16 protein-coding genes and 7 tRNA genes are annotated in these 17,418 nt (G+C 57.3%); 14 read left to right on the top strand and 9 right to left on the bottom strand.

Annotated features, from left to right (window positions below):
• Positions 1–44 precede the first annotated feature (44 nt).
• The 11 genes from tolA to KB890_RS06645 all read left to right on the top strand — a co-directional run bounded on the left by tolA (position 45) and on the right by KB890_RS06645 (position 5,406).
• Complete coding sequence (gene tolA, locus KB890_RS06695) at positions 45–1,370, top strand: cell envelope integrity protein TolA (protein WP_004179068.1); 1,326 nt, start codon at positions 45–47, stop codon at positions 1,368–1,370.
• 129 nt (positions 1,371–1,499) lie between these two features.
• Entirely contained in the window at positions 1,500–2,792 is a 1,293-nt protein-coding gene (gene tolB / locus KB890_RS06690; RefSeq protein ID WP_002895066.1) for a Tol-Pal system beta propeller repeat protein TolB, read from the top strand.
• A 34-nt stretch (positions 2,793–2,826) separates the two neighbouring features.
• Complete coding sequence (gene pal / locus KB890_RS06685) at positions 2,827–3,351, top strand: peptidoglycan-associated lipoprotein Pal (RefSeq protein WP_002895068.1); 525 nt, start codon at positions 2,827–2,829, stop codon at positions 3,349–3,351.
• Positions 3,352–3,360: 9 nt separating this feature from the next.
• The gene (gene cpoB / locus KB890_RS06680) at positions 3,361–4,155 is read left to right on the top strand and encodes a cell division protein CpoB (RefSeq protein WP_002895071.1); all 795 of its coding nucleotides are present in this window, start codon (positions 3,361–3,363) and stop codon (positions 4,153–4,155) included.
• Positions 4,156–4,316: 161 nt separating this feature from the next.
• A tRNA-Lys gene (locus KB890_RS06675) sits at positions 4,317–4,392 on the top strand.
• Positions 4,393–4,517: 125 nt separating this feature from the next.
• A tRNA-Val gene (locus KB890_RS06670) sits at positions 4,518–4,593 on the top strand.
• 2 nt (positions 4,594–4,595) lie between these two features.
• Positions 4,596–4,671, top strand: a tRNA-Lys gene (locus KB890_RS06665).
• Between the two features lie 149 nt (positions 4,672–4,820).
• A tRNA-Val gene (locus tag KB890_RS06660) sits at positions 4,821–4,896 on the top strand.
• Between the two features lie 3 nt (positions 4,897–4,899).
• Positions 4,900–4,975 (top strand) — tRNA-Lys (locus KB890_RS06655).
• A gap of 146 nt (positions 4,976–5,121) precedes the next feature.
• Positions 5,122–5,197: transfer RNA gene (locus KB890_RS06650), tRNA-Lys, on the top strand.
• A gap of 133 nt (positions 5,198–5,330) precedes the next feature.
• A tRNA-Lys gene (locus KB890_RS06645) sits at positions 5,331–5,406 on the top strand.
• Between the two features lie 95 nt (positions 5,407–5,501).
• Here the strand turns inward: KB890_RS06645 and KB890_RS06640 are convergent.
• Positions 5,502–5,651 (bottom strand): hypothetical protein, encoded by a 150-nt coding sequence (locus KB890_RS06640; protein ID WP_020324031.1) that lies wholly within the window; start codon positions 5,649–5,651, stop codon positions 5,502–5,504.
• Between the two features lie 69 nt (positions 5,652–5,720).
• Here KB890_RS06640 and nadA point away from each other — a divergent pair, with 69 nt between their 5' ends.
• Entirely contained in the window at positions 5,721–6,764 is a 1,044-nt protein-coding gene (nadA, locus tag KB890_RS06635; protein WP_002895074.1) for a quinolinate synthase NadA, read from the top strand.
• A 35-nt stretch (positions 6,765–6,799) separates the two neighbouring features.
• Positions 6,800–7,519, top strand: a complete 720-nt coding sequence (gene pnuC / locus KB890_RS06630) for a nicotinamide riboside transporter PnuC (protein ID WP_004179069.1) — start codon at positions 6,800–6,802, stop codon at positions 7,517–7,519.
• On the opposite strand, the gene zitB is transcribed toward pnuC, so the two are convergent.
• Complete coding sequence (zitB, locus tag KB890_RS06625; RefSeq protein WP_004147641.1) at positions 7,516–8,460, bottom strand: CDF family zinc transporter ZitB; 945 nt, start codon at positions 8,458–8,460, stop codon at positions 7,516–7,518. The two genes, pnuC and zitB, sit on opposite strands and share 4 nt — an antisense overlap.
• A 117-nt stretch (positions 8,461–8,577) precedes the next feature.
• Positions 8,578–8,943 (bottom strand): YbgS-like family protein, encoded by a 366-nt coding sequence (locus KB890_RS06620; RefSeq protein ID WP_002895084.1) that lies wholly within the window; start codon positions 8,941–8,943, stop codon positions 8,578–8,580.
• A 314-nt stretch (positions 8,944–9,257) separates the two neighbouring features.
• Here KB890_RS06620 and aroG point away from each other — a divergent pair, with 314 nt between their 5' ends.
• Positions 9,258–10,310, top strand: coding sequence for a 3-deoxy-7-phosphoheptulonate synthase AroG (gene aroG / locus KB890_RS06615; protein ID WP_004214507.1), 1,053 nt, complete (start codon positions 9,258–9,260; stop codon positions 10,308–10,310).
• 73 nt (positions 10,311–10,383) lie between these two features.
• Here the strand turns inward: aroG and gpmA are convergent, their stop codons facing one another.
• From gpmA to modF, 6 genes are all read right to left on the bottom strand, one after another.
• On the bottom strand, positions 10,384–11,136 hold the full coding sequence (gene gpmA / locus KB890_RS06610) for a 2,3-diphosphoglycerate-dependent phosphoglycerate mutase (RefSeq protein ID WP_002895089.1): 753 nt from the start codon (positions 11,134–11,136) through the stop codon (positions 10,384–10,386).
• A 291-nt stretch (positions 11,137–11,427) separates the two neighbouring features.
• The gene (galM, locus tag KB890_RS06605) at positions 11,428–12,471 is read right to left on the bottom strand and encodes a galactose-1-epimerase (protein WP_004223707.1); all 1,044 of its coding nucleotides are present in this window, start codon (positions 12,469–12,471) and stop codon (positions 11,428–11,430) included.
• Entirely contained in the window at positions 12,465–13,613 is a 1,149-nt protein-coding gene (gene galK / locus KB890_RS06600) for a galactokinase (protein ID WP_031280663.1), read from the bottom strand. The genes galM and galK overlap by 7 nt, the downstream gene beginning before the upstream one ends.
• A 2-nt stretch (positions 13,614–13,615) precedes the next feature.
• Positions 13,616–14,662 (bottom strand): galactose-1-phosphate uridylyltransferase, encoded by a 1,047-nt coding sequence (gene galT / locus KB890_RS06595; protein WP_002895147.1) that lies wholly within the window; start codon positions 14,660–14,662, stop codon positions 13,616–13,618.
• Positions 14,663–14,671: 9 nt separating this feature from the next.
• A complete protein-coding gene (gene galE, locus KB890_RS06590) occupies positions 14,672–15,688 on the bottom strand; it encodes a UDP-glucose 4-epimerase GalE (RefSeq protein ID WP_002895150.1) in 1,017 nt (338 codons plus the stop codon).
• A 209-nt stretch (positions 15,689–15,897) separates the two neighbouring features.
• The gene (gene modF, locus KB890_RS06585) at positions 15,898–17,370 is read right to left on the bottom strand and encodes a molybdate ABC transporter ATP-binding protein ModF (RefSeq protein WP_020324028.1); all 1,473 of its coding nucleotides are present in this window, start codon (positions 17,368–17,370) and stop codon (positions 15,898–15,900) included.
• Positions 17,371–17,418: the final 48 nt, after the last annotated feature.

Genomic DNA, 17,418 nt, shown 5'->3' with positions numbered 1-17,418 from the left:
GGTGCGCATCGCGGATACAGGCGAACAGTTTTTGGGAACCGATAGTGTCAAAGGCAACCGAACAAAACGACAAGCTTAAACGAGCGATCATCATTTCAGTCGCGCTGCACATCATTCTGATCGCGCTGCTGATCTGGAGTTCGTTTGACGAGCATCTGGATGCCTCTGCCGGCGGCGGCGGCGGATCGTCGATTGATGCCGTCATGGTCGATCCGGGGGCGGTGGTAAATAACTATAACCGTCAGCAACAGCAGCAGGCCAGCGCACGTCGCGCCGCTGAACAGCGTGAAAAACAGGCGCAGCAGCAGGCGGAAGAGTTACGTGAGAAACAGGCGGCGGAACAGGAACGGCTGAAACAGCTCGAACAGGAGCGGCTGCAGGCGCAGGAAGCGGCGAAAGAAGCGAAGGAGCAGCAGAAGCAGGCTGAAGAAGCGGCTGCCAAGGCCGCCGCGGCGGCAAAAGCCAAAGCGGACGCACAGGCAAAAGAAGCGCAGGAAGCCGCTGCCAAAGCGGCCGCCGAGGCGAAAGCGAAGGCGGATGCCCAGGCGAAAGCGGCAGAACAGGCGGCGGCCAAGGCGGCTGCTGACGCGAAGAAGCAGGCCGAAGCCGCTGCAGCGAAAGCCGCTGCCGAGGCGAAGAAACAGGCGGAAGCTGAAGCGGCGAAAGCTGCGGCCGAGGCGCAGAAGAAAGCGGAAGCGGCGGCTGCGAAGAAAGCGCAACAGGAAGCGGAGAAAAAAGCCCAGCAGGAAGCGGCTAAGCAGGCGGCAGCTGAAAAAGCGGCTGCCGAAAAAGCCGCTGAGAAAGCCGCCGCGCAAAAAGCGGCCGCTGAGAAGGCCGCCGCCGAGAAAGCCGCAGCCGCTGAAAAAGCGGCGGCAGCGAAAGCAGCTGCAGCAGAGAAGGCTGCAGCTGATAAAGCGGCCAAAGCGGCAGCAGCAAAAGCCGCGGCGGCGAAGAAAGCGGCGGCTGCGAAAGAAGCGGACGGCGTTGACAACCTGCTCGGCGATCTGAGTTCTGGTAAGAATGCGCCTAAAACAGGCGGTGGGGCCAAAGGAAACAATGCCTCCGCTGCCGGGAGTGGTAATACTAAAAACAGTGCCTCAGGGGCTGATATCAACAACTATGCCGGACAGATAAAATCGGCGATTGAAAGTAAGTTTTATGACGCATCGTCCTATGCGGGCAAAACATGTACCTTGCGTATCAAACTTGCTCCTGACGGCCTGTTGTTAAATATACAGTCCGAAGGTGGTGATCCTGCTCTGTGCCAGGCCGCTCTTGCCGCAGCCCGACAGGCTAAGTTTCCGAAACCACCTAGCCAGGCAGTATATGAAGTCTTCAAAAATGCGCCACTGGACTTCAAACCTCAGTGACATTTTTCCCCGTGCAAACGGGGAAAAACAATCTATGGTAGTCACAGGGTTTTGGTAGTTTTGTATATTTGAGTTTGTTAACATTCTGCTAAATTATCGTGGGCTTTCCGCCCGGATAAGGGAGATATGATGAAGCAGGCATTACGAGTAGCATTTGGTTTTTTAATGCTGTGGGCGGCGGTGCTGCACGCAGAAGTACGTATCGAGATCACCCAGGGGGTGGACTCGGCGCGCCCTATCGGCGTGGTACCGTTCCAGTGGGCCGGCCAGGGCGCTGCGCCGGAAGATGTCGGTGGTATCGTGGCAGCTGACCTGCGCAACAGCGGTAAATTCAATCCGCTGGATCGCTCTCGTCTGCCGCAGCAGCCGACCAGTGCCCAGGAAGTGCAGCCTGCTGCCTGGTCTGCGCTGGGTATTGACGCCGTAGTCGTCGGCCAGGTCACGCAAAATCCGGATGGTTCTTATCAGGTTGCGTATCAACTGGTGGACACCGGCGGAGCGCCGGGCACAACGCTGGCGCAAGGTTCTTTTAAAGTCACTAAGCAGTACCTGCGCTATGCGGCGCACGCGGCCAGCGACGCGGTATTTGAGAAGCTGACCGGCATCAAGGGCGCCTTCCGTACCCGTATCGCCTACGTGGTGCAGAAAAACGGCGGCCAGTACCCTTACGAACTGCGCGTGTCCGACTACGATGGTTACAACCAGTTCCTGGTTCACCGTTCCTCCCAGCCGCTGATGTCCCCGGCCTGGTCTCCGGACGGTTCTAAACTGGCCTACGTTACCTTTGAAAGCGGTCGTTCTGCGCTGGTGGTTCAGACCCTGGCGAACGCCTCTGTGCGTCAGATCGCCTCCTTCCCGCAGCACAACGGCGCCCCGGCGTTCTCACCGGATGGTTCTAAACTGGCGTTCGCGCTGTCGAAAACCGGTAGCCTGAACCTGTACGTAATGGATCTGGGATCGGGTCAGATTCGTCAGGTGACCAACGGTCGCAGCAACAACACCGAACCAAGCTGGTTCCCGGACAGCCAGAATCTGGCCTTCACTTCTGACCAGGCAGGTCGTCCGCAGGTATATAAAGTCAACATTAATGGCGGCACGCCGCAGCGTATCACCTGGGAAGGTTCTCAGAACCAGGACGCCGACGTGAGCGCGGATGGTAAAACCATGGTAATGGTCAGCTCGGCCGGCGGTCAGCAGCACATTGCCAAACAAGATCTGGAAACGGGTGGTGTACAGGTTCTGTCATCAACGTTTTTAGACGAAACGCCAAGTCTGGCACCTAACGGCACTATGGTAATCTACAGCTCTTCTCAGGGGATGGGATCCGTGCTGAATCTGGTTTCTACAGATGGGCGTTTCAAAGCGCGTCTTCCGGCAACTGATGGACAGGTAAAATCGCCTGCCTGGTCGCCGTATCTGTGATAATAAATAATTGATTATTAAAGGAATCAAAGAAATGCAACTGAACAAAGTGCTGAAAGGGCTGATGATCGCTCTGCCGGTTATGGCAATCGCGGCATGTTCTTCTAACAAGAACGCCAGCAACGACCAGAGCGGTGAAGGCATGCTGGGTGCCGGCACTGGTATGGACGCTAACGGTAACGGCGGCAACATGTCTTCTGAAGAGCAAGCTCGTCTGCAGATGCAGCAGCTGCAGCAGAACAACATCGTTTACTTCGATCTCGACAAGTACGATATCCGTTCTGACTTCGCTGCTATGCTGGACGCGCACGCTAACTTCCTGCGCAGCAACCCGTCCTACAAAGTGACTGTAGAAGGTCACGCGGATGAGCGCGGTACGCCGGAATACAACATCGCTCTGGGTGAGCGTCGTGCTAACGCCGTTAAGATGTATCTGCAGGGCAAAGGTGTTTCTGCCGATCAGATCTCCATCGTTTCTTACGGTAAAGAAAAACCAGCAGTACTGGGTCATGACGAAGCGGCATATGCCAAAAACCGTCGCGCCGTACTGGTTTACTAAGAGAATTGCATGAGCAGTAACTTCAGACATCATTTATTGAGTCTGTCGTTACTGGTTGGCATAGCGGCCCCCTGGGCCGCTTTTGCTCAGGCGCCAATCAGTAGTGTCGGCTCAGGCTCGGTCGAAGACCGCGTCACTCAACTCGAGCGTATTTCCAATGCTCACAGCCAGCTTTTAACCCAACTCCAGCAACAACTCTCTGATAACCAGACTGACATTGATTCTCTCCGCGGGCAGATCCAGGAGAACCAGTACCAGCTGAATCAGATCGTTGAGCGCCAGAAACAGATTCTGCTGCAGATAGATAGTCTGAGCAGCGGTGGCGGCGCAGCATCAGGTGCGCAGGCTCCGTCGTCTTCTGGCGATCAGAGCGCGGCTGCCACCAGCGCAGCGCCAGCGGCCACCTCAGGCGCCCCGGCGATGACCGGCGATGCGAACACCGATTATAATGCCGCTATTGCCCTGGTGAAGGATGCCTCACGCCAGGATGACGCGATGGTGGCGTTTCAAAACTTCGTCAAAAAGTACCCGGATTCAACCTACCAGCCAAACGCTAACTACTGGCTCGGGCAGTTGAACTACAATAAGGGGAGAAAAGACGACGCGGCGTTTTACTTCGCTTCGGTGGTGAAGAACTACCCGAAATCGCCAAAAGCGCCTGACGCGATGTTTAAAGTCGGCGTGATCATGCAGGACAAAGGTGATACCGCGAAAGCGAAAGCGGTTTACCAGCAGGTGATCAATAAATTCCCCGGCACCGACGGTGCGAAACAAGCGCAAAAACGACTTAATGCTCTTGGTTGATTACGGCATGACCAGAAATCGCGTTATTTCTGGTCTTGTCGCCTGAATCGCCAGCAGTTAAGTGATCTTTATCGAAATTTTAGTTGCGCTGAATCCTGAAATCAGTAATATATGCCGCCGTTGCCAAGGGATATCAAACAAGCCCAAAGCAATGCCAGAGTGGGTCGTTAGCTCAGTTGGTAGAGCAGTTGACTTTTAATCAATTGGTCGCAGGTTCGAATCCTGCACGACCCACCAATCGTTCTGGTGGAACGCGATAGTAAAACGTGAAGGATAACGTTGCGTCAGCAACGGCCCGTAGGGCGAGGCGAAGCCGAGTCATCCTGCACGACCCACCGCTTAGTAGTATCCAGCGTAGTATCGGGTGATTAGCTCAGCTGGGAGAGCACCTCCCTTACAAGGAGGGGGTCGGCGGTTCGATCCCGTCATCACCCACCACCGGGTCGTTAGCTCAGTTGGTAGAGCAGTTGACTTTTAATCAATTGGTCGCAGGTTCGAATCCTGCACGACCCACCATCTTTAACATCGAACGTCGGTGTTAAACGTGAAGGATAACGTTGCTTCAGCTACGGCCCGAAGGGCGAGCGAAGCGAGTCATCCTGCACTCCAATCATTTTTATGATGGGGTAGGTGGACGCAGTATCGGTAGTATCCAGCGCAGTTTCGGGTGATTAGCTCAGCTGGGAGAGCACCTCCCTTACAAGGAGGGGGTCGGCGGTTCGATCCCGTCATCACCCACCACTCGGGTCGTTAGCTCAGTTGGTAGAGCAGTTGACTTTTAATCAATTGGTCGCAGGTTCGAATCCTGCACGACCCACCAATTTCAGCATTTAACTCAGATGCTGAACGTGAAGGATAACGTTGCGTCAGCAACGGCCCGAGGGGCGAGGCAAAGCCGAGTCATCCTGCACGACCTACCAATTTCTGAATTGGTGTCGAGTGAAGTTATTCAGGTAGTACCAGAGCGGGTCGTTAGCTCAGTTGGTAGAGCAGTTGACTTTTAATCAATTGGTCGCAGGTTCGAATCCTGCACGACCCACCAATTTCAGCATTTAACTCAGATGCTGAACGTGAAGGATAACGTTGCGACAGCAACGGCCCGAAGGGCGAGGCGAAGTCGAGTCATCCTGCACGACTCACCACCCTGAATGATGGCAGCAGTAAAATCCCGCAAGGGGTCGTTAGCTCAGTTGGTAGAGCAGTTGACTTTTAATCAATTGGTCGCAGGTTCGAATCCTGCACGACCCACCAATGTAAAAAGGCGCCCTAAAGGCGCCTTTTTGCTATCTGCATTTCCCTGCCACTCATCAATCTTAATACTTTCTTAATTCATCATTTTCCCACGGTCACGCTGCGCTTACCGTGCCTGCATAGGGTACGAACCGGTCGTTCGGGCAGATGCGCAGCACCGTCCCCGGGAAAAGGGTCTGATGTACAAAATTCATCACGACTTTTAGCTCATAATCGGCTATCTTGTTTAGCATATAAAACACCATGACCGTGTTAAGCCGCCGAAAGGCCATACTGACGGTTGTAGAGTTAAGCCAGTAAAACGAGATTGCATGATGAGCGTAATGTTTGATCCTGAAACGGCGATTTATCCTTTCCCTGCTAAACCGCAGCCGCTGACCGTCGACGAAAAGCAGTTTTACCGCGAAAAAATCAAGCGCCTGCTACGCGAGCGCGATGCCGTGATGGTGGCGCATTACTACACCGATCCTGAAATTCAACAGCTGGCGGAAGAGACCGGCGGCTGTATCGCCGACTCGCTGGAGATGGCGCGCTTTGGCGCCCGCCATTCGGCCTCCACGCTGCTGGTCGCCGGGGTGCGTTTTATGGGGGAAACCGCCAAAATTCTCAGCCCGGAAAAGACCATTTTGATGCCGACCCTGAACGCCGAGTGTTCATTGGATCTGGGCTGTCCGATTGAGGAATTCAACGCCTTTTGCGACGCCCATCCTGACCGCACCGTAGTGGTCTATGCCAATACGTCCGCCGCGGTGAAGGCCCGCGCCGACTGGGTGGTGACCTCCAGCATCGCCGTGGAACTCATTGACCATCTGGATAGTCTTGGTCAAAAGATCCTCTGGGCGCCGGACCGCCACCTTGGGCGCTACGTTCAGCGTCAGACCGGCGCAGACGTGCTGTGCTGGCAGGGGGCGTGCATCGTGCACGACGAGTTTAAAACCCAGGCGTTGATGCGGATGAAGGCTCTGCATCCCGAAGCCGCCGTGCTGGTCCATCCCGAGTCGCCGCAGGCGATCGTTGAGATGGCCGATGCCGTAGGCTCCACCAGCCAGCTGATTGCGGCGGCGAAAAGCCTGCCCCAGCGCCAGCTGATCGTGGCCACCGATCGCGGTATTTTCTATAAAATGCAGCAGGCGGTGCCGGAGAAAACGCTGCTGGAAGCGCCCACCGCCGGCGAAGGGGCGACCTGCCGCAGCTGCGCGCATTGTCCGTGGATGGCGATGAATGGCCTGAAAGCCATTGCCGAGGGTCTCGAGCAGGGCGGCGCTGAACATGAAATCCATGTCGACGAAGCGCTGCGAACCGGCGCATTAATTCCCCTTAACCGGATGCTGGATTTTGCGGCTACACTACGGGGATAACCTATTGTCGCGTCGCCAGACGCTGAGGGGAGGAAATGGATTTTTTTAGCACGCAGAATATTTTAGTACATATACCCATCGGCGCTGGGGGGTACGATCTCTCCTGGATAGAGGCCGTGGGGACGATTGCCGGGCTGTTGTGTATCTGGCTGGCGAGCCTGGAGAAGATCAGTAACTATGCTTTCGGGCTGGTCAACGTCACGCTGTTCGCCATCATCTTCTTTCAGATCCAGCTGTACGCCAGCCTGCTGCTGCAGCTGTTCTTTTTTGCCGCTAACGTTTACGGCTGGTATGCATGGTCGCGACAAAGCAGCAACCATGAGGCTGAGCTGCAGATCCGCTGGCTGCCGCGCAGCAAAGCGCTGGGCTGGCTGGCGGCCTGCGTGGTAGCGATCGGCTTGCTGACCCTGTCTATCAACCCGTTCTTTGCTTTCCTGACGCGGATCGCGGTCAGCCTGATGCAAGCGCTCGGTTTGCAGGTCACTATGCCGGAACTGCAGCCGGATGCTTTCCCGTTCTGGGACTCCTGCATGACGGTGCTGTCGGTGGTGGCGATGATCTTAATGACCCGCAAGTATGTTGAAAACTGGCTGCTGTGGGTGATCGTCAACGTGATAAGCGTGGTGATTTTTGCCCGTCAGGGCGTCTATGCCATGTCGCTGGAATACCTCTTGCTGACGTTCATTGCGTTGAACGGCAGCCGGATGTGGATAAACAGCGCGCGTGAGCGAGGTTCTCACGCGTTTTCTGGCTAATGGTGGTGGTGATGATCGTGCCCGGCGTGCATCGTGTTGAGATGGCACTCCGGGCCGCTGCAGGGCTGGTACTCCATCTGCACCGTGGCATGCGCAATTTCATATTTATGTTCCAGGAAATGCAGGATGCGGTTGAGTAACGCGTCATGGTCGTGCGGTGGAACGACCTGTACATGGAGCGTCATCACCGGTTTTTCCCCCACCAGCCAGACGTGGACGTGGTGAACATCGCGTACCTCCGGGATAGAGCGACGGATATCCCGCTGCAGGGCCGCCACATCCAGCGAACGCGGCGCGCCTTCCAGCAATTCATTCAGACTCTCTTTCAGTAATCGCCAGGCACTACGTAATACCAGGCAGGAAACCAGCACGGAAAGAATCGGGTCGACAGGCGTCCAGCCGGTGGTGAGGATCACCACGGCCGCCACGATCGCGCCGACCGAGCCCAGCAGGTCGCCAAGCACGTGTAGCGCTGCGGCGCGTACGTTAAGATTCCGCTCCTCGCTACCCCGATGTAGGATCCAAAAAGCCAGCACGTTGGCCAGCAGACCGGCGACTGCAATGACCATCATCGTCACGCCGGCTACCGGCTGCGGATGCTGGAAGCGCTGAATCGCCTCCCAGACAATCAGCATGGTGATCACCACCAGAGCAATAGCATTGAGAAACGCCGCCAGGGTGGTTAAACGCAACCAGCCAAAGGTATGGCGGGCATTTGGTGGGCGGCTGGCGAAGCGAACCGCCAGCAGCGCAAACAGCAGAGCGGCGGAGTCGGTGAGCATATGGCCGGCATCCGCCAGCAGGGCCAGCGAGCCGGAGATCGCGCCGCCGACGGCTTCAATCAGCATAAAGCCGGCGGTGACGATAAACGCCCATAGCAGCCGGCGGGCGTTGCTGTTATCCGGAGCCTGGACAGAGGAGTGCGAATGCGAGTGCGCCATAGTGTCGTCCCTTAATAGTTATCATTATTACGCTATGACATCATAAACAGAGAGCGATAAAAAACGAAGAAAAGGCGAGACCGGCTCGCCTTTTCTTCGATCTGCCTACCTCATGTGTTACTGGGTGGTGCCGTCGGTTTTGCTGTTGTCTTGGGTCGTATTGCCGCCGTTGTCCAGTTTTTTACCGGTGTCCGGACAGCGGCCGTCTTTACACATCGAGTTTTTATGTACCTCATCGCTCGACATATTATCCTGGGTCATCGTCGAGCCCGTGGTGCCCCCAGAGCCAGAGTTGATCTGACTATTGTCCACGTTGTTCGGCGCCACGTTCTCACGGGCATCCGGCGCCACCTGACCGGCATCCGCGGAAGAGTTGGCCTGGCCATTATTGGACTGGGCGCCGGTGTCTGCCGCCAGGGCCGCGCCGCTGGCAAGACCTAAGGTGGCGGTGAGCAAAAGGGTCGTCAGTTTTTTCATATTCATCGGATACTCCTGTTAAGCCGGGAAGGGGAAATGCGCTTCCCGCGGTGAGTGTGCCAGGGATCTGACTCGCTATGGTTTAAGACTCCGCAGACGATCGCAGTGTCACTATATAATCCTGAAACGTAAGACTTAATCAGCTTTAACAGTTAAATATTGTAGTTCATGAGCCTGGTTTCGCTACTTTATGGCGTATTTTTGCCTATTTCCAGGATTATTCCATCACTACTGTAAAATCACGTTTACACTATTTCAGCGAAGAGATAGATTGGAGGGATTGCATTTCATTGAATAAGTATGGCAACGCTGGAAAGAAGATGAATTATCAGAACGACGATTTACGCATTAAAGAGATCAACGAATTATTACCTCCCGTTGCGCTCCTGGAAAAATTCCCTGCTACCGAAAATGCTGCAAACACCGTTGCACATGCTCGCAAAGCGATCCATCAGATCCTCAAAGGCGACGATGACCGTCTGCTGGTGGTGATTGGGCCTTGTTCTATTCACGATCCGGCAGCGGCGAAAGAGTATGCCGCCCGCCTGCTGACCCTGCGCGAGGCGCTGAAGGGCGAGCTCGAGATCGTCATGCGGGTCTATTTTGAAAAACCGCGCACCACCGTCGGCTGGAAAGGGCTCATCAACGATCCCCATATGGATAACAGCTTCCGCATCAACGACGGGTTGCGCATCGCGCGCAAACTGCTGCTGGACATTAACGACAGCGGCCTGCCGGCGGCGGGGGAATTCCTCGATATGATCACCCCGCAGTATGTCGCCGATCTGATGAGCTGGGGCGCCATTGGCGCGCGAACCACCGAATCCCAGGTGCACCGTGAGCTCGCCTCCGGACTCTCCTGCCCGGTGGGCTTTAAAAACGGTACCGATGGCACCATCAAGGTGGCTATCGATGCGATTAACGCCGCCGGCGCGCCGCACTGTTTCCTGTCGGTCACCAAGTGGGGCCACTCCGCCATCGTGAATACCAGCGGTAACGGCGACTGCCATATTATTTTGCGCGGCGGCAAAGAGCCTAACTACAGCGCGAAGCACGTGGCGGAGGTGAAAATCGGTCTGGCGAAAGCGGGTCTTCCGGCCCTGGTGATGATCGACTTCAGCCATGCCAACTCCAGCAAGCAGTTCAAGAAGCAGATGGAAGTGGGCGCCGACGTATGCCAGCAGATCGCCGGCGGCGAGCGCGCCATTATGGGCGTGATGATTGAAAGCCATCTGGTGGAAGGCAACCAGAGCCTCGAGAGCGGTGAACCGCTGACCTACGGCAAGAGCGTCACCGACGCCTGCATCGGCTGGGAGGATACCGAAACGATCCTGCGTCAGCTGGCGGAAGCGGTGAAAACCCGCCGCGGCTAAGGTACTCCGCGCTAGCGCAGGTCATAAAAAAAGCGTGGAGATTTCCACGCTTTTTTGTTCTCACCAGGAGAAATTACTTCGCTTTACCCTGGTTGGCGACGGCAGCAGCTTTCGCCGCGATCTCTTCCGCGTTACCCAGATAGTAATGTTTGATCGGCTTGAAGTTTTCATCGAACTCATATACCAGCGGTACGCCGGTCGGGATGTTCAGTTCGAGGATCTCGTCTTCGCCCATGTTGTCGAGGTATTTCACCAGCGCGCGCAGGGAGTTACCGTGAGCGGCGATGATCACGCGCTCACCGCTTTTCAGGCGCGGCAGAATGGTTTCGTTCCAGTAAGGCACGACGCGGTCGATAGTCAGCGCCAGGCTTTCAGTGGTCGGCAGTTCGGCGTCGGTCAGTTTTGCATAGCGCGGATCGTGGCCCGGGTAGCGCTCGTCGTCTTTGGTCAGCTCCGGCGGAGTGACAGCGAAGCCGCGACGCCACTGTTTAACCTGCTCGTCACCATATTTCTCAGCGGTTTCCGCTTTGTTCAGGCCCTGCAGCGCGCCGTAATGACGTTCGTTCAGCTTCCAGGATTTCTCAACCGGCAGCCAGGCCTGATCCAGTTCGTCCAGCACGTTCCACAGGGTGTGGATGGCACGTTTCAGCACGGAGGTATAAGCAAAATCAAAGCTGAAGCCTTCAGCCTTCAGCAGTTTACCCGCTGCTTTCGCTTCGCTAACGCCTTTCTCGGACAGATCCACGTCGTACCAACCGGTGAAGCGGTTTTCGTTGTTCCACTGGCTTTCGCCATGACGAACCAGTACCAGCTTAGTTACAGCCATTCTCTCACTCCTCTCTACACGCCATCCCTCGCGCCGCGAACGGTGCGCTGAATATGTTGGTGTATGTGTTATTGATTGATAACTATTCTCATTATATTGCCGTGATTTGGCGCACGGCAATGCTTATCCCTAACCATAGCGAAAATAGTGGCGCAGTGTAAGGTGCTTGTAATACACAGGTTATTTTTTTGTCCTTTGGTGACGGAAAATAGAGCAGGTTGCTGAAAAAAGAGGCGGCAGAGAGGAGGGCGGGGACGAAAAGCAGCGCCCCCTGATGGAGGGCGCTGGTGATTATCGGGCGATAAACTGATATTCCGTCAGGCTGACGTACTCCTGGCCCGGACGTAATACACAGTCCGGCTGCGGCCATTGCGGATGGTTCGGCGAATCCGGCAGGAATTCGCTCTCCAGCGCCAGTCCCTGCCAGTCGGCGTAGGGCTCCGTCGTCTGCGACGGGGTGCCGCCGAGATAGTTGCCGGAGTAAAACTGCAGCGCCGGAGCGGAGGTATAGACCGTCATCTGCAGCTTGCCATCCTGCGACCAGACCTGTGCCGCGGGCTGGCTGGCGTCGCCTTTGGCATCCAGCAGGAAGGCATGATCGTATCCCTTCACCTTTTGCTGATCGGCATCCGCGAGGAAGTCGGCGGCGATGGTTTTCGGCTGGCGGAAATCAAAGCTGGTGTTAGCAACATCTTTCAGTTCGCCACCCGGGATACCGTCGCTTTCCACCGGCAGATACCTCTGGGCGAGGATCTGGAGCTGATGCTGGCGCACATCGCCCTGCTCACCGTCGAGGTTGAAATAGACGTGATTGGTCATATTCACCGGGCAGGGTTGGTCCACGGTGGCGCGATAGGTAATCGCGATGCGGTTATCGTCGCTCAGACGATAGTGCGCGGTGGCCTGCAGGGTGCCCGGAAAGCCTTGATCGCCATCGGGCGAGGTCAGGGCGAACAGCACTTCCTGCTCGTCGGCGCGGACAATGCGCCAGCGGCGCTTATCAAACCCTTCCGGGCCGCCGTGGAGCTGGTGGCCCGCGTCGTTTGACGGCGTGACGTTGACGACCTGGCCGTCAAGCGGGAAGCGGCTGTGGCCGATACGGTTGGCGTAGCGGCCTACCGAGGCGCCAAGAAATGCGGCCTGGCGAGCATAGTCTTCCAGCTTTGCGCAGCCCAGCAGCGGTCGGCGCAGGCTGCCATCGGCCAACGGCACCTCGGCGCTGAGCAGCGTCGCGCCCCAGTCCGCCACGGTGACGGTCATCCCCGACTTATTGCGCAGGGTCACCTGCTGCCATGGCTGGCCGTCCGGGGCCAGCGCGGTGGTTTGCGTTAGCATTGCCCGGCCCCCTGTGACGGTTTGCAGACATAGAATGTCTCTTTAATACCGGTTTTCGCTTCATACTCGTTGGCAACGGCCTGCTGAACGGTATCGACCAGTTCTTCCGGGATTAACGCTACCACGCAGCCGCCAAAGCCGCCGCCGGTCATGCGCACGCCGCCCTTATCGCCGATCGCGGCCTTAACGATCTCCACCAGGGTGTCGATCTGCGGGACGGTGATCTCGAAATCATCACGCATCGAGCCGTGGGACTCTGCCATCAGCTCACCCATCCGCTTCAGGTCGCCTTTTTCGAGGGCGCTGGCGGCTTCCACAGTGCGGGCATTCTCCGTCAGCACATGGCGTACGCGCTTCGCGACCACCGGATCCAGCTCATGGGCGACGGCGTTAAATTGCTCAAGGGTGACATCGCGCAGGGCGGGCTGCTGGAAGAAGCGCGCGCCGGTTTCGCACTGTTCACGACGGGTGTTGTACTCGCTGCCGACGAGGGTGCGCTTAAAGTTGCTGTTGATGATCACCACCGCCACGCCTTTCGGCATCGAGACGGCTTTGGTGCCCAGCGAACGGCAGTCGATCAGCAGCGCGTGGTCTTTTTTGCCCAGCGCTGAAATCAGCTGATCCATGATGCCGCAGTTGCAGCCGACGAACTGGTTTTCCGCCTCCTGGCCGTTGAGGGCGATTTGCGCGCCATCCAGTGGCAGATGATACAGCTGTTGGAACACGGTGCCGACGGCGACTTCCAGCGAGGCTGAGGAGCTTAACCCCGCACCCTGCGGTACATTGCCGCTGATTACCAGATCCGCGCCGCCAAAGTGGCTGTTCCGCTGCTGCAGATGCTTTACCACGCCGCGGACATAGTTCGACCACTGCTGGGTGTCGTGGCTGATAATCGGCGCGTCGAGAGAGAACTCATCGGTCTGATTGTCGTAATCGGCGGCAATCACCCGCACGGTACGATCGTCGCGCGGCGCACAGCTGATCACCGTCTGGTAGTCAATAGCGCAGGGGAGCACAAAACCGTCGTTGTAATCGGTATGCTCGCCGATCAGGTTGACGCGGCCTGGCGCTTGAATGACATGGCTGGCCGGGTAGCCGAAGGCGTCAGCGAACAGGGTTTGGGTTTTCTCTTTCAGACTCATCATTACACTCCGGATTCACGAAAATGGACGTCGCTGACGGCGCGCAGTCGTTCGGCAGCTTGCTCGGCGGTCAGATCGCGCTGAGTTTCGGCCAGCATCTCATAACCAACCATAAACTTGCGGACCGTCGCGGAGCGCAGCAGCGGCGGATAAAAGTGGGCATGAAGCTGCCAGTGGTTATGGTCTTCGTCGTTAAACGGCGCGCCGTGCCAGCCCATGGAGTAGGGGAATGAGCACTGGAACAGGTTGTCGTAACGGCTGGTCAGCTTTTTCAACGCCAGCGCCAGATCGCTGCGCTGGGCGTCGGTGAGATCGGTTATGCGCTGCACGTGCGCTTTCGGCAACAGCAGCGTTTCGAACGGCCAGGCGGCCCAGTAGGGCACCACCGCCAGCCAGTGCTCGGTGTCCACCACCGTGCGGCTGCCGTCGGCCAGTTCGCGCTGCACATAGTCCAGCAGCATCGGCTGGCCCTGTGCGGCGTAATACTCTTTCTGCAGACGGTCTTCCCGTTCCGCTTCATTGGGCAGGAAACTGTTGGCCCACACCTGACCATGCGGGTGAGGGTTGGAGCAGCCCATCGCTGCCCCTTTGTTTTCAAAAACCTGCACCCACGGGTAGCTTTTCCCGAGGTCCGCGGTCTGTTCCTGCCACGTTTTAACCACGTCTTCCAGCGCTTCAAGGCTCAGTTCCGGCAGCGTTTTGCTGTGGTCTGGCGAGAAGCAGATCACCCGACTGGTGCCGCGGGCGCTCTGGCAGCGCATCAGCGGATCGTCACTCTCCGGTGCGTCCGGGGTGTCGGTCATCAGGGCCGCAAAGTCGTTGGTAAATACGTAGGTACCGGTGTAATTCGGGTTGGTGTCGCCGGTCACCCGGGTGTTGCCCGGGCACAGGAAACAGTCCGGATCGTGGGCCGGCAAGGTCTGTTTTGCCGGCGTTTCCTGCGCCCCCTGCCAGGGGCGCTTGGCGCGATGCGGAGAAACCAGAATCCACTGTCCGGTTAACGGGTTATAACGACGATGTGGATGGTCAACGGGGTTAAATACGCTCATGAAGGTTCCTTAGTCTGGATAACCCTGCGGATGACGGGACTGCCAGTGCCAGGTGTCCTGCGCCATTTCGTCCAGGTTGCGCGTTACGCGCCAGTTCAGCTCGCGGTCGGCCTTGGCAGCATCCGCCCAGTAGGCCGGGAGGTCGCCATCGCGGCGCGGCGCGAAATGGTAGTTAATGGGTTTGCCGCAGGCCTTGCTGAAAGCATTGACTACGTCGAGCACGCTGCTGCCGACGCCGGCGCCAAGGTTGTAGATATGCACCCCGGCTTTGTCAGCCAGTTTTTCCATGGCAGCGACGTGGCCATCGGCGAGGTCCATCACATGGATGTAATCGCGCACGCCGGTACCATCTTCGGTCGGATAGTCGTTACCAAAAATGGCCAGCGATTCGCGACGGCCAACGGCGACCTGGGCGATGTAGGGCATCAGGTTGTTCGGGATCCCCTGCGGGTCTTCCCCCATGTCGCCCGACGGGTGGGCGCCGACCGGGTTGAAGTAGCGCAGCAGGGCAATGCTCCACTCCGGCTGGGCTTTCTGCAGGTCGGTCAGGATCTGCTCTACCATCAGCTTGCTTTTGCCGTAAGGGCTTTGCGGGGTGCCGGTCGGGAAGCTTTCGACATACGGGATTTTCGGCTGATCGCCGTAGACGGTAGCGGAGGAGCTAAAGATAAAGTTCTTCACGCCAGCGGCGCGCATGGCAGAGACTAATTTCAGTGTGCCGGTGACGTTATTGTCGTAATATTCCAGCGGCTTGGCGACGGACTCCCCGACGGCTTTCAGCCCGGCGAAGTGGATCACTGCCTCAATGGCGTGATCGTGGAGGATCTCCGTCATCAGCGCTTCGTTACGAATATCGCCTTCAATAAAGGTGGCTTCTTTGCCGCCGAGACGTTCAATCACCGGCAGTACGCTGCGCTTGCTGTTGCAGAGATTGTCGAGGATCACCACCTCGTGTCCCTGCTGCAGCAGTTGAACGCAGGTATGACTTCCAATGTAACCGCTACCACCTGTAACCAGAACTTTCATGATTCGCTCCATTCGGCTTATCGTTTGTGAGGAAGATAGCATATCAAAGAAGTGAAAAGTGTGACATAGGGCAAGTTAGTGGAATCGTTTACACTTGGGGTGTAAATAACGTAAATTTTATATTTTTAAATTTAATTCAATGGCTTAGGTTTGTTTGGCGCTATTTTTCTGAAAAATACCAGGGATCTTTCGATCCCCGGCAGGGGGCGTCAGGCCACGGGGCCGAGCTGATAAGTGTAACCGTCTCCACTGGGAACGAACGCCAGGCGATGGGTAATACAGTCCGGGGCATCTTCCGCATGGTGCGAGACAAACAGCAGCTGTGTGGCCCCTTCGCCAATCAACACGTCGACAAAGCGGCGCACCAGCTGGCGGTTGAGGGGGTCCAGCCCCTGCAGCGGTTCATCGAGGATCAGCAGGGTTGGATGCTTCACCAGCGCGCGGACGATAAGCGCCAGCCGCTGCTGGCCCCACGACAGACTGTGAAACGGCGCGTCGGCGGTGCGCTTATCGATGCCGAGAATATCCAGCCATTGCTGCACCAGCTTATGCTGCTTGTCGGAGACCGCCTGATAAATGCCGATCGAGTCAAAATATCCCGACAGGATGACGTTGCGGACGTTGGTGCTGACCCGGTAGTCCAGATGCAGGCTGCTGCTGACGTAGCCGATATGCTTTTTAATATCCCAGATGGTCTCACCGCTGCCGCGCCGGCGGCCAAAGAGCGTGAGATCGTTGCTGTAGCCCTGCGGATGATCCCCGGTGACCAGGCTCAGCAGCGTAGATTTACCGGCGCCGTTGGGACCGACGATCTGCCAGTGTTCGCCCGGATTCACGGTCCATGAGAGGTGATTGATGACCGGGCGATCGTTATAGGAGACCACGCCGTCGTTGAGCACGATACGCGGCGCCGAGTCTGCCAGCGCATGACGGGCCGGTGGGACATCCGGCTCCGGCAGGGTGATGCCGTCCAGTTTTTCACTGTGCGCCAGCTGGGCGACCAGCGCCTGCTGCAGCAGGGAAGACTTCTCGCCGGTCTCGCTAAGGGTGCAGTCAGCCAGCACGCCGGCGAATTGCACAAACTCCGGGATCTCATCGAAGCGGTTGAGCACCAGCACCAGGGTGATGCCAGCGCTGTGCAGGTCGGCCAGCAGGGCAGCCAGCTGCTGGCGGGAGTTGACGTCGAGACCGTCGAAAGGTTCATCGAGGATCAGCAGTTGCGGATCGGTCATCAGGGCCTGACACAGCAGGGTCTTACGCGTTTCCCCGGTCGACAGGTATTTAAACCGGCGGTCCAGCAGGGCGCTGATGCCAAACTGTTCGGCCAGGCGCGCGCAGCGGGCAGGATCTTTCACCTCATCCTGGATAATCTCCGCGGTGGTGCGGCCGGTATCTTCTTCGCCAGGGCTGAGCAGGTCGGTGTTATTGCGCTGCCACTCGTCGCTGACCAGCTTCTGCAACTGCTCGAAGGAGAGGCGGGTTACGCGGGAGAAGTGGCTTTCGCGCTGGCCGCTGAGCAGGGTCAGGTCGCCGGCCAGGGCCCGCGCGAGGGCGGATTTGCCGCTGCCGTTGCTGCCGACGAACGCCCAGCTTTCACCCGCCGCCACGCTCAGGTGGTCTATTTTTAAGGTCGTTGTATCGCTCAGGCGAAACGTGCCTTGCGAAATTTGCAATGATGACATGATGTATCCCATTTTTTGCAGCGATGTGCATCAGGGATACGACTTCAG

The sequence above is a fragment of the Klebsiella sp. P1954 genome (assembly GCF_018199955.1).
Lineage (GTDB): Bacteria > Pseudomonadota > Gammaproteobacteria > Enterobacterales > Enterobacteriaceae > Klebsiella > Klebsiella pneumoniae.
This window is presented reverse-complemented; position numbering and strand designations above follow the sequence as displayed.

Bases quoted from the DNA above. Each gene is read 5' to 3' on its own strand.
- tolB (WP_002895066.1), top strand. From the start codon at position 1,500: ATGAAGCAGGCATTACGAGTAGCATTTGGTTTTTTAATGCTGTGGGCG.
- pal (WP_002895068.1), top strand. From the start codon at position 2,827: ATGCAACTGAACAAAGTGCTGAAAGGGCTGATGATCGCTCTGCCGGTT.
- cpoB (WP_002895071.1), top strand. From the start codon at position 3,361: ATGAGCAGTAACTTCAGACATCATTTATTGAGTCTGTCGTTACTGGTT.
- KB890_RS06640 (WP_020324031.1), bottom strand. From the start codon at position 5,651: ATGGTGTTTTATATGCTAAACAAGATAGCCGATTATGAGCTAAAAGTC.
- nadA (WP_002895074.1), top strand. From the start codon at position 5,721: ATGAGCGTAATGTTTGATCCTGAAACGGCGATTTATCCTTTCCCTGCT.
- pnuC (WP_004179069.1), top strand. From the start codon at position 6,800: ATGGATTTTTTTAGCACGCAGAATATTTTAGTACATATACCCATCGGC.
- zitB (WP_004147641.1), bottom strand. From the start codon at position 8,460: ATGGCGCACTCGCATTCGCACTCCTCTGTCCAGGCTCCGGATAACAGC.
- KB890_RS06620 (WP_002895084.1), bottom strand. From the start codon at position 8,943: ATGAATATGAAAAAACTGACGACCCTTTTGCTCACCGCCACCTTAGGT.
- aroG (WP_004214507.1), top strand. From the start codon at position 9,258: ATGAATTATCAGAACGACGATTTACGCATTAAAGAGATCAACGAATTA.
- gpmA (WP_002895089.1), bottom strand. From the start codon at position 11,136: ATGGCTGTAACTAAGCTGGTACTGGTTCGTCATGGCGAAAGCCAGTGG.
- galM (WP_004223707.1), bottom strand. From the start codon at position 12,471: ATGCTAACGCAAACCACCGCGCTGGCCCCGGACGGCCAGCCATGGCAG.
- galK (WP_031280663.1), bottom strand. From the start codon at position 13,613: ATGAGTCTGAAAGAGAAAACCCAAACCCTGTTCGCTGACGCCTTCGGC.
- galT (WP_002895147.1), bottom strand. From the start codon at position 14,662: ATGAGCGTATTTAACCCCGTTGACCATCCACATCGTCGTTATAACCCG.
- galE (WP_002895150.1), bottom strand. From the start codon at position 15,688: ATGAAAGTTCTGGTTACAGGTGGTAGCGGTTACATTGGAAGTCATACC.
- modF (WP_020324028.1), bottom strand. From the start codon at position 17,370: ATGTCATCATTGCAAATTTCGCAAGGCACGTTTCGCCTGAGCGATACA.